The organism is Streptomyces qinglanensis, from assembly GCF_900111245.1.
Lineage (GTDB): Bacteria > Actinomycetota > Actinomycetes > Streptomycetales > Streptomycetaceae > Streptomyces > Streptomyces qinglanensis.
This window is the reverse complement of record NZ_FOGO01000006.1, coordinates 150,414-163,202: the sequence shown is the minus strand read 5'-3', so window position 1 is coordinate 163,202 and position 12,789 is coordinate 150,414. Positions and strand designations below refer to the sequence as shown.

Annotated in this window: 10 protein-coding genes and 1 pseudogene; 8 read left to right on the top strand and 3 right to left on the bottom strand. The window is 75.3% G+C overall.

Going from position 1 to position 12,789, the window contains the following annotated elements; all coding sequences use genetic code 11:
• Position 1 precedes the first annotated feature (1 nt).
• The 4 genes from BMX65_RS15055 to BMX65_RS15040 all read left to right on the top strand — a co-directional run bounded on the left by BMX65_RS15055 (position 2) and on the right by BMX65_RS15040 (position 3,586).
• Entirely contained in the window at positions 2-592 is a 591-nt protein-coding gene (locus BMX65_RS15055; protein WP_239501984.1) for a hypothetical protein, read from the top strand.
• A gap of 67 nt (positions 593-659) precedes the next feature.
• The gene (locus tag BMX65_RS15050) at positions 660-1,244 is read left to right on the top strand and encodes a hypothetical protein (RefSeq protein WP_177214273.1); all 585 of its coding nucleotides are present in this window, start codon (positions 660-662) and stop codon (positions 1,242-1,244) included.
• 20 nt (positions 1,245-1,264) lie between these two features.
• Positions 1,265-2,251 carry a hypothetical protein gene (locus tag BMX65_RS15045; RefSeq protein WP_075000781.1) on the top strand — a complete coding sequence of 329 codons (987 nt, stop codon included), beginning with the start codon at positions 1,265-1,267 and terminating at the stop codon, positions 2,249-2,251.
• Between the two features lie 69 nt (positions 2,252-2,320).
• Positions 2,321-3,586 (top strand): lytic transglycosylase domain-containing protein, encoded by a 1,266-nt coding sequence (locus tag BMX65_RS15040; protein ID WP_075000780.1) that lies wholly within the window; start codon positions 2,321-2,323, stop codon positions 3,584-3,586.
• 274 nt (positions 3,587-3,860) lie between these two features.
• Here the strand turns inward: BMX65_RS15040 and BMX65_RS15035 are convergent, their stop codons facing one another.
• Positions 3,861-4,910, bottom strand: a complete 1,050-nt coding sequence (locus tag BMX65_RS15035; RefSeq protein WP_107437491.1) for a cation diffusion facilitator family transporter — start codon at positions 4,908-4,910, stop codon at positions 3,861-3,863.
• Positions 4,911-5,266: 356 nt separating this feature from the next.
• Between BMX65_RS15035 and BMX65_RS15030 the strand changes: the two genes are divergently transcribed.
• Positions 5,267-7,861, top strand: a complete 2,595-nt coding sequence (locus tag BMX65_RS15030; RefSeq protein WP_075000778.1) for a glycoside hydrolase family 3 protein — start codon at positions 5,267-5,269, stop codon at positions 7,859-7,861.
• Positions 7,862-7,864: 3 nt separating this feature from the next.
• On the opposite strand, the gene BMX65_RS15025 is transcribed toward BMX65_RS15030, so the two are convergent.
• The gene (locus BMX65_RS15025; RefSeq protein ID WP_075000777.1) at positions 7,865-8,785 is read right to left on the bottom strand and encodes a helix-turn-helix domain-containing protein; all 921 of its coding nucleotides are present in this window, start codon (positions 8,783-8,785) and stop codon (positions 7,865-7,867) included.
• 154 nt (positions 8,786-8,939) lie between these two features.
• Between BMX65_RS15025 and BMX65_RS15020 the strand changes: the two genes are divergently transcribed.
• On the top strand, positions 8,940-9,590 hold the full coding sequence (locus BMX65_RS15020) for an NAD(P)-dependent oxidoreductase (RefSeq protein WP_075000776.1): 651 nt from the start codon (positions 8,940-8,942) through the stop codon (positions 9,588-9,590).
• Between the two features lie 298 nt (positions 9,591-9,888).
• Here BMX65_RS15020 and BMX65_RS33545 read toward each other — a convergent pair.
• Positions 9,889-10,131, bottom strand: a pseudogene (locus BMX65_RS33545) (type B 50S ribosomal protein L31); the annotation flags it as partial.
• Positions 10,132-10,336: 205 nt separating this feature from the next.
• Here BMX65_RS33545 and BMX65_RS15010 point away from each other — a divergent pair.
• On the top strand, positions 10,337-11,470 hold the full coding sequence (locus BMX65_RS15010) for a baeRF3 domain-containing protein (RefSeq protein WP_075000774.1): 1,134 nt from the start codon (positions 10,337-10,339) through the stop codon (positions 11,468-11,470).
• A complete protein-coding gene (locus tag BMX65_RS15005) occupies positions 11,442-12,746 on the top strand; it encodes an MFS transporter (protein WP_275435132.1) in 1,305 nt (434 codons plus the stop codon). The genes BMX65_RS15010 and BMX65_RS15005 overlap by 29 nt, the downstream gene beginning before the upstream one ends.
• The last annotated feature ends 43 nt before the right edge of the window (positions 12,747-12,789 follow it).

Here is a 12,789-nt window from a genome sequence, read left to right as displayed (position 1 = left end):
GGTGCGCCGGAGACGTGGAACGGAGGAGAGCGCCGGTGCCGGACGCCGGACGCCCGCACGCAGGGCAGCCGCCTGGCTGCCGGACCTGCTGACCCGGCGCCGGGCCCGCTGGTGCGCGCTGGTGGCGTTCGTGGCGGCACTCACCGCAGGGACCGGATTCCTGGTGCGGGCGGCCGGGCTGACGGGCGGTCCGGCAGCGCGGAACGCGGCCCTCACCGACCAGGCGGCGACCAGCAGGGTCTCCGGAGAGGTCCAGGACGCACTGGCACGGATCTTCTCCTACACCCCCGAGGGCCTGCCGGGAACGGAGAAGGCGGCCGACGAGGTGCTGGCGGGGAAGGCGGCGCGGCAGTACGAGTCGCTGTTCGGCCAGGTCAGAAAGCGCGCGGGAAAGCAGAAGCTGACCCTTGCCACCCGGGTGGTGAGCGTGGGGGTGACCCGGCTGCACGGTGACCGCGCCCACCTCCTCGTCTTCCTCGACCAGACCACGCACCGCGCGGGCCGCGACCCGGCGCACGCCGGCGCCCAGCTCTCCGTCACGGCCCGGCGGCAGCACGGCGACTGGCGGATCGTCGGCATCACGGCGCGCTGAGACCGGGCAGCGAAGCCGCGGAGGCCCGCGGCAGCAGGGACACGGGAAGAGGGAAGAGAGGCGGGACGTGGCAGAGGCGACACGGGCGGAGAGGGAGGGTCGGCGCACCCGGTGGTCCCCGGCGGGCGGGCCGGTGCGGGTGGCGGCAGTGGGCCTGCTGGTGGCGGCGCTGTGCTGCGCGGCCTGGACGGGCTTCTCCTGGTACAGCGCCGCGCACGACGACACGCTCGACTACGCCGCCACGCGCGACGAGGTGCGCGCGGCGGGCGAACAGGCGGTGCAGAACCTCAACACGCTCGATCACCGCAAGCTGGAGAGCGGGCTGGACTCCTGGGAGCGGTCGACCACCGGCGCGCTGCGCGGCCAGCTCAAGAAGGGCCGCGAGGAGTTCGAGAAGCAGATCCGCGAGGCCAGGACCGTCACCTCGGCCCGCATCCTCTCCAGCGCCGTGGCGGAGCTGGACGAGCGCGCGGGCCGGGCCGGAATGCTCATCGCCGTCCGCACCACGGTCAAGGCCCCCGACGAGAAGCCCGCCACCAAGCAGACCCGGATGCGGGGCGAACTCACCCGCACCGGCGAGGGGTGGAAGCTCAGCGCCCTCGAACAGGTGCCGGTCGGCTACACCGCCGCCGAGCCGGACGAGCGCGACTGACCCAGAGCCGGAGGAAACCCATGTCGACCACCCGCCACCTCGTCAACCGCCGGCGCCGGCTCGGGGCCCGGCCGCGCCCCGAGCCGGAGCGCTCCGGCTCCGCTGCCGCCGGGCGGACCGGAACGACGGCCGCGCCGGACCGCGGCACCGGCGGCGACCAGCCCGGCGCCGGGGTCGGTGCCACGACCCGCGTGCGGACCGCTGCGAGGTCCGGCCGGAAGCCGGGCGGTGCCGGGGCCGGGAGCGGTTCCGCCGCCCGCGCCTCCGTCCGGCCCGCGCGCGGACCGCGGACCGGACCGTCGGGTGCCGCGGCCGCCTCCGACAGCGCGGAGGGGAAGGGCACCCCGCGCGGGCGGTTCCGCGGCGCGGTGCTCCCGCGGCTCGCCAGGGCTCCCCGTGGGCTTCCGGCTGTCTGCGCGGTGTTGACGCTCGCTTTCGGCGGCTTCGCGGGCTGGGCGGCGACCGAGGCCCGAGAACTGCGGAACACCGCCTCGGCCCACAACGCAGCCCTCGCCGACGCGGCCCGCACCAGCGAGGTCAAGGGCGAGGTCACCAGCGCGGTCAACGCACTCTTCTCCTACGACCACGCGCATCCCGAGCAGAACGAGCGCGCGGCCGACCGGCTGCTGACCGGGCGTGCTGTCGAACAGCACCGCGCGCTCCTCGCCCGCGTCCGGGCGCAGGACCGGGCGCAGAAGCTGGTCCTGACGACGACGGTCACCGACAGCGCCGTCACCGAACTGGAGGGCGACCGCGCCAGGGTGCTCCTCTTCGCCGACCAGCACAGCGCCCGCACCGCGGGGACCGCGCCGAAGCAGTCCGGCTCCGGGAAGTCCGGCTCCGACGGCGAATCCGACGGCGAATCCGAGGACGAATCCAAGGGCGAATCCGAGGACGAGTCCCAGGCCGAGGACGGAAACGCCACCTACGCGGGCGCCATGCTCGCCGTCAACGCCGTGCGCGAGGACGGCGCGTGGCGGATCACCGCCATCGACACCCTCGACTGACCGGCTCCGGGCCCGGCCCGGACCGCCCCGCCCCGCAACGGCGACACGCACCGGGAGGAGAGCGAGCAGATGATGCAGCAGGAGGGAACCCGCGCCCGCCGGGGCGGCAGCCACACCGCCGCCGTCGCCCGGGGTGCTGCGGCCCGCCCCGGCGGCGGCCGGCGCGTCCGGCTGCGCCGACGCGCGGCCGGTACCGCGCTCGCCGCGCTGGCCGTCGCCGCGCTGACGGCCTCACAGGCGCCCGGCGCGGTCGGCCCCCCGCAAGCCAGGGAACCGTGGAAGCCGGTGCGCACGGGCACCCCGTATCCGGAGGGTGCCGCCGACGACGGCTCCTACCATGTGGAACTCCCGCCCCTGGCGGGCTCCGACGGCATCCGGTCCGCCCGCACGCCCGGCCTGCGGGCCAGGGCCGCGGCCGAGTCCGGCATACCGGCGACCGTGCTGCGCGCCTACCGGAACGCCGAGCAGCGGCTGCGCTCCCAGGACCCCGGATGCGGGCTGCGCTGGGAACTGCTGGCGGCGCTGGGGAAGGTGGAGTCCGGGCAGGCGCGGGGCGGCGATCTGCGGTCCGACGGCACCACCCGCAAGCCGATCCTGGGCCCGGTCCTGGACGGGGCCGGGTTCGCCCGCATCACGGACACCGACGGCGGCGTCTGGGACGGCGACACGCGGTTCGACCGGGCGGTCGGCCCCATGCAGTTCATCCCCGGGACCTGGCGGAGCTGGGGTGCGGACGGCAACGGCGACGGCAGGAAGGACCCGCACAACATCCACGACGCGGCGCTGGCCGCGGGCCGCTATCTGTGCGCCGGTGACCGGGACCTGACCAGCTCCGCCCAACTGCGCGCGGCGATCCTGAGCTACAACCACTCGGGCGCCTATCTGCGCACCGTCCTCGCCTGGTTCGACTTCTACCGCAAGGGCACCCACGCCGTGCCGGACGGCGAGGGCGTGCTGCCGGCCAGTCCGGGCGCGGGCGGCGCGGGCACGGCGGGAGACAAGAGCGGCAAGAACGACAAGGGAAGGAAGAACGACAAGGGAAAGGGGAAGGACGAGGGCGGGGGCGCCACGTCGGGCGGCAGGACCCCCGGATCCGGGGGCACCGCGGGCGGTGGCGGTGGCGGTGCGGAGCCCGGCGGCAGCCCGAGCCCCCGCCCCACCGGCTCCCCCGATCCGGACGACTCCGGGACGCCGGGAGGCGGTTCCGGCGAGTCCCCGGGCTGCCCACAGGACTCCGGATCGCCGACGCCCGGTCCGGCGAACTCCCCGTCGCCGTCCCCCACGCCGACTCCCACCGGCAGCGACGCTCCGTGCGGAAGCGGGGAGGGCGGCTGAGGCGAGGACTGCCACGGGAGAGCGTGGGAGCTCCGCCGACCGGAGCACTTCCGGGTGTGGCCCCGTGCCTCCGCGCCGCCCCGCGAGGGCAGTTCGGAGGCACGGGACCCTGGCACGCTGATGCCGCCCGCGGGCCCCCCACAGGCCGCGGGCGGCTGCTCAGCGGTGGTACGGCCCGGGCGTCCGACGGGGCGACGCCCGGGTCTTCCTTCAGAGTGCCCTGCCCCGGCGCTGCCCGGCAGGGCCGAACGGCCCTTCCCGGTGCCGCGGTGCCTCAGCCGAGGTGCACCGGGCCGTGCGGGGTCTCGCAGTGGCCTGCCGCGGACCCCGCCGGGGCGCGGCCGTCGTCTTCGGCCGACCGGTCCGCGTGGTCGATCTGCAGCGTGGTGTGGGTCAGTCCGTGCCGCTCGGCCAGCATCCGGTCCAGGGCGCGGCGGACGCGGTGGCAGTCGCCGCCCGGCTCCACCAGGACGTGGGCCGAGAGCGCGGGCTCGCCCGAGGTGATCGTCCAGATGTGCAGGTCGTGCACCTCGGTGACCGCGTCGGTCGCGGCCAGTTCGGCGCCGACCTCGTCCGGGTCGAGCCCGACCGGTGCGGCTTCGAGGAAGATGCGGCCGGAGTCGCGCAGCAGCCCCCAGCCCGCCTTCAGCATCAAGCCGCTGACCAGTAGCGTGGCCAGGGCGTCGGCTCGTGCGAACCCGGTGGTCAGGACGATGAGACCGGCCACCGCTGTGCCGATGAAGGCGAACAGGTCGTTGAGGATGTGCTGGTAGGCGCCCTCGATGTTGAGCGAGGAGCGGTTCGCCCGGGACAGGCACCAGGTGGCCAGCAGGTTGACCGCGATGCCCACCAGTGCCGTGCTCAGCACCATCCAGCCCGTCACCTCGGGCGGATCGATCAGCCTGCGTACGGCCTCGTAGCCCAGCCAGAGGGCGGCCAGAATCAGCGTCAGCCCGTTCGCGTGGGCCGAGAGGATCTCGGCGCGCTTGAGCCCGAAGGTGAAGCCACCGCGGGCGGGCCGTGCCGACAGCCGCATCGCCACCAGCGCCAGCACGATCGAGAACGCGTCGGTCAGCATGTGCGCCGCGTCCGACAGCAGGGCCAGCGAGCCCGCCAGCACCGCGACGGCCGTCTCGACGACGATGAAGACGGTGATCAGCGCCAGCGCCGCCGACAGCCAGCGCCGGTCGGCCCCGGCCGAGACGCCGTGCGTGTGCCCCGCGTGGCCGTGATCCGGCCCGTGGCCGTGCCCGTGTTCGTGCCCGTCCTCGTGCCCGCGGCCGTGGCCGGGCTTCCGGTGTCCGTGCTCGTCTCTCGCGCCCACGTCGGTCCTCCCCATCGCTGCCCTCGGCGACCCGCGGCCGTGCTGTCGGCACCGTCGGCCGACGCCCCTGCGCTCCCGGGTCCACAGCAGTGAAACCCACTGCGTCGCGTGGCTGCAAAGACTGCACCGGTGACCGTTGTCAATACCGATAACACCGCTGTGAACTGCGATTTCTTCATGAATTCCGTTGTCGCTCCGGTGCGGTCCCGAGCGCATGCCGCGGACTGCGGGCGACTGGCGGCCGTCCTGCATCGTGATGACTTCCCCCGGATTCCCGCGTCCGCGCGCCGCCCGATCTGAGAAGCTGGCCGCATCCGGCGATCGGCAAAGAGCGATATGGGCGGTGTGAGTCGTAGATGGACGACAGCTCCCGGAATTCCGCCGACCGCGGACCCGTCGCGCACCCCGTCGAAGGCGGGTGTCCGGCGGCGGGGGAGCGGGCAGATCGGGTCGAGGCCGTGCTGGCCGGACTGGACCTGCCGGGCAAGGTGGCCCTGCTCGCCGGGACGGACATGTGGTCGGTCGGCCCGTACGGCGGCCCCTCCGCGGCCGGGTTCGGCCGACTCGTCCTCTCGGACGGCCCCGCGGGGGTGCGGGGGGAGAGCTGGACCCCCGAGGACCCCAGCACCGCCCTGCCGTGCCCCACCGCGATCGGCGCCACCTGGGACACCGCGGCGGCCCGTACCGCCGGACTGCTGCTGGCCCAGGAGGCTCGCCGCAAGGGCGCACACGCCGTGCTGGCGCCGACCGTCAACCTGCACCGCACCCCCTACAGCGGGCGGCATTTCGAGGCGTACGCGGAGGACCCCCGGCTGACGGGCGCCCTGGGGGCCGCGCTCGTCGCGGGACTGCAGGAGGGCGGCGTCGCCGCCACCCCCAAGCACTACGTCGCCAACGACGCGGAGACCGACCGCTACACCGTCGATGTCCGGGCCGACGCACGCACCCTGCGCGAGCTCTATCTCGAACCCTTCGAGCACATCGTGCGCACCGCCGGTCCCTGGCTGCTGATGGCGGCGTACAACAGCGTCAACGGGGTGACGATGAGCGAGCACGACGTGCTCAACAACCAGGTGCTGCGCGGCGAGTGGGGCTTCGACGGGGCGCTGGTCTCGGACTGGACCGGTGCCCGCTCCACCCTCGGCTGCGTACGCGGCGGCCTCGATCTGGCCATGCCCGGCCCCGACACCGTCTACGGCGAGCACCTGGTCGCCGCCGTCCGGCGGGGCCGGGTGCCGGAGGAAGCGGTGGACGCGCTCGCCCGCCGGGTCCTGCTGCTCGCCGCCCGCGTCGGAGTCCTGGACGGCGCCCCGCCTGCCGTGCCGCCCGCCGCGCTGCCGGCGGCGCTCGACGGCCCGGCCGTCGCCCGGGACCTCGCCGCACGGTCCTGCGTCCTGCTGCGCAACGAGCCCACCGGGCCGGACGGGGCGGCCGGGGCCCGCACTGCCGCGCTGCCGCTGGACCCCGTGGAGCGCACCGGCGGCAGTGTGCGCCGGATCGCCGTCAGCGGGCTGCACGCCCGTGCGCCCCGGTTCGGTGGCGGCGGCAGCTCCCAGGTCTTCCCCGAGCGGGTCAGCAGTCCGCTGGAGGCGCTGCGCGCCCTGGTCCCCTCCGGGACGGAGGTGTCCTACGAGCCGGGACCCGACCCGCGCTCCCGGCTGGCCCCCGCGACCGGCGACGACGGCTTCCGGCTGACCGCTGTCCTGCACGGGCTGGACGACGCCGAGCTGGGCCGCGTGGCGCAGCGGGACGGCAGCGTGCGGTGGATGGGAAGCCTGCCCGGCGGGGTCCCGTTCGCCGATCTGGGCCGGGTCGAGCTGGTCGGCACCTTCACCCCGACCGGCAGCGGCACCCACCGGCTCGCCGTGCGCGGCGTCGGGCACTTCCGCCTGGAGGCCGGGGAGCGGGTGCTCTACGACGCCGAGCTGCAGGCCGAGAGCGAGGACCCGGCCGCCGCGTTCCTCAACCCGCCGCAGCGCACCTTCCTGCTGGACGCCGAAGCCGGTACGCCGCTGCCGGTACGCCTCCTGCACACGGTGCCCGCCTACGGGGTCGGCGGGCTCTTCGGCCTGATCTCCTTCGAACTCGGCTACGCCGCGCCTGCCGTCTCCGAGCAGGTGCTGATCGAGCGGGCGGCCCGCGCGGCGGCCGAGGCGGACTGCGCGGTGGTCTGTGTCGGCACCACGGACGAGTCCGAGACCGAGGGCGTCGACCGGGACACGCTCGCCCTGCCGGGCCGTCAGGACGACCTGGTCAGGAGCGTCGCCGCGGCCAATCCGCGCACCGTCGTGGTGGTCAACGCCGGTGCCCCGGTGCTGATGCCGTGGCGGGAGGAGGTCGCCGCCGTGCTGCTGTGCTGGTTCCCCGGCGAGGCGGGTGGCGAGGCGCTCGCCGAGGTGCTGCTGGGCGCTGCCGAGCCGGGCGGGAGGCTGCCGACCACCTGGCCGGACGCGGCCGACGACCTGCCGGTGCGCCAGGTGGCACCCGACGGCGACGGCCGGCTGCCGTACGCCGAGGGCCCGCGCATCGGCTACCGCGCCTGGCGTGCGGCCGGTGCCGAGCCCGCCTACTGGTTCGGGCACGGCCTGGGCTACACCCGGTGGGAGTACGAGTCGATGAACATCACCGTCCAGGCCCCCGGCGCCGACGACCCCTACGCGCCGGTCGCCCGGGTCGCCGTGCGGGTGCGCAACAGCGGGCACCGGCCGGGCCGCGAGGTCGTCCAGCTCTATCTCGGCCCCGAGGGCGCGGAGCGTTCGCTGGCCGCCTTCGCCGTCGTGGAGGCCGCGGCAGGCGACTCGGTGCAGGCGCGGCTGGAGGTGCCGCAGCGTGCCGTGCGGACCTGGGACGACGCGCTCCCGGGCTGGCGGCCGTGCCCGGGCCCGCACCGCTTCGCCGCGGGCCGCAGCGCGGCCGACATCCGCCTGGTGGCGGATCTGGAGCTGCCGTAGCGGTCAGCTCCGCACCGAGGCGCGGAAGGCGCCCGGGGTGCTGCCGGTGCGCTGGTGGAAGAACTTGGCGAAATTGGTGGCGTCGGCGAAGCCGAGGGCGGTCCCGATCCGGGCGGCGGAGCGGTCGGTGTGCGCCAGGAGGCGCTTGGCCTCCAGCACGACGCGGCGGTCCACGAACTCCTTGGCACCCAGCCCGACCGCCGCACGGCTGGCGCGGGAGAGCGTGCGGGGGGAGTAGCCGAGGGCGCCGGCGTAGTCGGCGACGCGGCGGGTGCGCGCGAAGTCGGCCTCGACGGCGGCCCGGAAGCGGCGGAAGGCGTCCGGAGGTGCGGCCGCCTCGGTGCCGGGCGCGCCGGGTGTGCTCACGAGCCGTCGCAGCAGCACCGCCAGCAGGTGCCGCAGCACGTCCTCGTGCGTCCCCCGCGCGGGTGGGTGCCACTCCGCGGCGAACTCGAACCGCAGGTGGTCGAGAGCGAACCGGAGCGCGCGGGCGTTCTCGTCGCGGGGCTGCCGCACGACCGCGTCCGACGCCTCGTCCAGACCCACGGCTGCCGCCGTCGCCGGATCGGGGAAGGCGGGCCGGAAGAGGACCAGCGTGCCCTCGGCGCCATGCGGGTCGGTGTACTGCTGCACCTGTCCCGGCCGCACCCACAGCCAGCCGCCTGGCCCGGTGGCGTGCTCGGTGAAGTCGACGGACTGCCGCAGCGTCCCCGACTCCACGGCGAAGAGCTGGTGGAAGTCGGGCCGCTGCGGATCGGCCAGCCGCTGGCCCCCGCGGGCGGCGCGGGCGCGCAGTGCGGACAGCGTCAGCACTTCGAGGCCCGCGGCCGCCACACCGGGCGGCGGGGCGTACGGCAGCTCGGGGATCGCGGCGGAGGCGGATGCGGCCGCGTGTCCGGTTCTCCCGTGTCCGGTTCTCACCATGGCTGGTCGTGACCTTACCTCGCGGGGCGGCCGGTGCCCGGTTAGCTTCGAGGTGTCGTCCCCCTGGCGGGGGGACGAGGCGGGAACGGTGGCGGCAGGTGCCACCGTCCGGTGCCCGCATCCCTCATCCGCACAGCGCTACAGGAGTACCACCATGGCGAGAATCGCCGTCTTCGGGGCCAACGGCAACATCGGCAGCAGGATCGTGCGCGAGGCGCTCGACCGCGGCCACCAGGTCCTCGCGGTCGTGCGGGACCCCGGCGCGTTCGTCGCCTCCGGCGAGGCCGTCACGGTCGTCACCGGCGACGTCCTCTCCGCCGAGTCCGTCGCGGCGGTCGCCGGGAACGCGGACGTCGTCGTCAGCGCGGTCGGCGGCAAGGACGGCCCGGGGCATCTGGCCACCATCGAACCGGCCGCCGAGTCGCTCGTCGCCGGGGTGCGCGCGCTCGGTGCCGGGGCGCCGCCGCTGGTCTTCGTCGGCGGCGCCGGCTCGCTGCGCACGCCGGACGGCTCCCAGGTGTGGGACGCCGAGGGACTCCCGGAGGCGATCCTGCAGATCATGCACGCGCACGGGGACGCCCTCGGCTATCTGCGCGGCGTCCAGGACGTGCGCTGGACCAACATCAGCCCCGCCGCCACCATCGAGCCGGGAGAGCGTTCGGGAACGTACCGCACCGGCAAGGAGGACCTGGTCGTGGACGCCAACGGGGTCAGCCGTATCTCGATGGAGGACTACGCCGTCGCCGTCCTCGACGAGATCGAGAACCCGCGGCACGTGCGGGAGCGGTTCACCGTCGCCGACTGAGCACCCCACCCGCGCCGGGGCCGGCCGCCCCGGCGCCCGGGCACCCGCCGGGGTCGGGCTCCGGCCCGTGGCGTGTGGGCCGCCCGCGTCGTCACGCCGCTCCGGCAGCACCCGCCGGAGCGGCCGGCGGCCCGCGTCGTCAGGGCAGGCGGCGCTCCATGGCGGCCCGGCCCTCGGCCGCGATGCGCTCGCGGGCCCACTGGAGGTTCTCCTCCGACAGGTCGCGGCCGGAGGCGAGGACCAGGTCCTCGGGCGTGGGGTCGCTCTCGGGGGCGGAGTGCAGGATCTCGTCCGGCGTCGTCCCCTCGTAGCGCTGACGGAATTTGGCGATCTGTCCCTCGGAGTCCACGACACGCGCCTTTCCGGTGTGGAACGGATGGCTCTCGGAGGAGATCTCCACGTCGACGACCGGGTAGGTGCGTCCGTCGTCCCACTCGATCACGGTGTCGCTGGCGGCCGTGGAGCGCGTCAGGAACGCGTATCCGGCCGACCGGTCGCGGAAGACCACCTCGCGGTAGTCGGGGTGGGTATCTGACTTCACAAGCCGCTCCTTCCCCCGCGTACAGGGGGCCCTCTCCAGGCTACGTCCGCGCCCCGGCCCCGGCATCCCGCCCGTGCCGCGCCCGCCCCGGCCTCCGCCGCCCGGCCGCCCGCGGGCACGCGCGGCCCCGGCCCCGACGTGCGGAGCCGGGGGCCGCGCGTGATGCTGGAGAGCGGTCGTCCTCCCCTTTCGGAACGAGGTACGGATGCGCACCAACGACCTGACCGACGAGGTCCTCGCCGAACTGCGGAAGCCGCGCCCCTACCCGGCGGTCACCCTGGTGCTGCCCACCCACCGCACCAAGCCGGACAAGCTGCAGGACCCGGTACGGCTGCGCAACCTCATCGCGGAGGCCGGGCGGCGGCTCTCCGCGGACCCGCAGGTGCCGGCGTCGGTGCGGGCCGACGTGCTCAAGCAGCTCGAACAGGCCGAGAACGAACTGGACCTGGTGTACACGCTGGACACCCTGGTCGTCTTCGCGGCCCAGGGCGAGCACCAGTTCTGGCATCTGACCCGGCGTGCCGGGACCGAACGCATCGTCGTCAACCACACGTTCCTCACCCGCAACCTCGTCGCCGCCCGGGCCCAGAACCGGCCCTACTGGGTGCTCACCTTCGACGAGGAGCGGGCCAGGCTGTGGAGCGGCGCGGGCGAGCAGCTCACCGAGGAGCACCGGTTCGGATTCCCGGTGGCGCACGAGACCGACCTCTCCGAACGCGAGCGGGCCTCCCGCACCGGCGACGTCACCTCCGGCTACCGGGACGAGGCGGCGCTCCAGCACCTGCGGGACGTGGACGCCGACCTCGCCAAGGTGCTGGAGGTCGAACCCAGGCCGCTGCTGGTGGCCGGTTTGCAGCACGGGCTGACCGCGCTGGCCGATGTCGGCGCGCATACGACACGCGGCGCGCTGGCCACCGTGCCCAAGGGCGGACTCGCCAATGCGCGCGCCCCGGTCGTCCAGGAGGCGATCGCGCCCGCGCGCGCCGAACTGCTGCGCACCCGGGCCGATGCCGCGCTGCGCCGCCTCGACGACGCCAGGGGCCGCAAGGAGTTCGTCTCGGGAATCGACGAGGTGTGGCGCGCCGCGCGGGAGGGCCGGCTCGCGCTGCTGGCGGTCGAGGAGTCCTACCGCCAGAAGGTCCGGCTGACCGGTGGTCATCTGGCGTCGGTCGCCGACGACGCGGTGAGCGACGCGTCCGGGGAGGTGCGCGACGACATCGTGGACGAGACGGTGGAGGCGGCGCTGGACACCGAGGCCGATGTGGTCTTCGTGGCCGAGGACGTGCTGTCCGGGCACGGCAGGATCGCGGGTGTGGTCCGCTACACCTGGGCCGGGTAGCGGCTCCCGGGAGCGTTGGGGAGTGCGCTCCCGCCGGTCGGCCGGTGCCGCGCATCCCGCCTCGGCCGGGGACCCCGCCGGGGACGCCACCGCCGGGCGCGGCCCGCTGCGGTACGCGGCGGCGGCCTTCGTCTTCGCCGTCGGCATGGCCGGCACCACGCTGCCGACCCCGCTCTACGGCCTCTACCGGCAGGAGCTGGGATTCGGCGAACTGATGGTGACGGTCGTCTTCGCCGTCTACGCGGTGGGTGTGATCGCCGCGCTGCTGGTGGCCGGCGACTACTCGGACAAGCTGGGCCGGCGGCCGGTGCTGCTGGCCGCGCTGCTCCTCTCGGCGGCCAGCGCCGGATGCTTCCTGTCGGAGGGCGGGCTGCCGCTGCTGTTCTGCGGGCGGCTGCTGTCCGGATTCGCCGCCGGACTCCTCTCCGGCGCCGCGACCGCGGCCGTCCTCGAGTTGGCGCCCGGCGGCAGCCGGGGCTTCGCCGCGACCGCCGCGAACATGGGAGGGCTCGGCTGCGGACCGCTGCTGGCGGGAGTGCTCGCGCAGTACGCGCCGCGCCCGCTGACCCTGCCGTTCGCCACCCACCTGGTGCTGCTCGGCGCCGCGGGCGCCCTGACGCTGGCGCTGCCGGAGACCGCGCGCCCGCCCCGCCCGCGGCCCCGGCTGCGGCCGCGCGGGATGGAGGTGCCGCGCCAGGTGCGGCCGGTGTTCGTCCCGGCGGCGCTGGCCTGCTTCACGGGGTTCGCCGTCTTCGGGCTGTTCACCGCCGTCTCGCCGGGCTTCATGAGCGGAACCCTGCACATCGACAACCTGGCGGTCTCCGGCGCGGTCGTCTTCTCGGTCTTCTGCGCCTCGCTCCTGGGACAGGCGGCCTCCGCTCGGACCGGCGCCCCGGTGGCGCTGCCGCTGGGCTGTCTGGGGCTGGTCGTCGGCATGGTGCAGGTGGGTCTCTCACTGGTGCTCGGTTCGCTGGCGCTGCTGGTGACCGGTGCGGTGACCGGGGGGATCGGACAGGGACTGGCGTTCCGGTCGGCCATGGCGACGGTCAGCGGCCGCGCTCCCGAGGAGCACCGCGGGGGCACCATCTCGGCGCTGTTCGTGGTCGCCTATCTGGGTATCTCGCTGCCGGTCGTCGGGGTCGGCGCGCTCAGCACCGGGTTGGGGCTGCGGAACGCGGGGCTGGTCTTCTCCGCCTGCGTCGTGGTGCTCGCCTCCGGGGCCGGCGCCTGGCTGTGGCGGACCCGGAAGGGCACCGCCCTCGCCCCGGCCGACTGAATCCGCGGCCGCCCGCCGCGCCCCGCGCCTGCGGCCCCGGAGC

Excerpts from the sequence above, each read along its gene's own strand:
- BMX65_RS15010 (WP_075000774.1), top strand. The coding sequence starts at position 10,337 with ATGCGCACCAACGACCTGACCGACGAGGTCCTCGCCGAACTGCGGAAG.
- BMX65_RS15025 (WP_075000777.1), bottom strand. The coding sequence starts at position 8,785 with ATGGTGAGAACCGGACACGGGAGAACCGGACACGCGGCCGCATCCGCC.
- BMX65_RS15040 (WP_075000780.1), top strand. The coding sequence starts at position 2,321 with ATGATGCAGCAGGAGGGAACCCGCGCCCGCCGGGGCGGCAGCCACACC.
- BMX65_RS15020 (WP_075000776.1), top strand. The coding sequence starts at position 8,940 with ATGGCGAGAATCGCCGTCTTCGGGGCCAACGGCAACATCGGCAGCAGG.
- BMX65_RS15030 (WP_075000778.1), top strand. The coding sequence starts at position 5,267 with ATGGACGACAGCTCCCGGAATTCCGCCGACCGCGGACCCGTCGCGCAC.
- BMX65_RS15045 (WP_075000781.1), top strand. The coding sequence starts at position 1,265 with ATGTCGACCACCCGCCACCTCGTCAACCGCCGGCGCCGGCTCGGGGCC.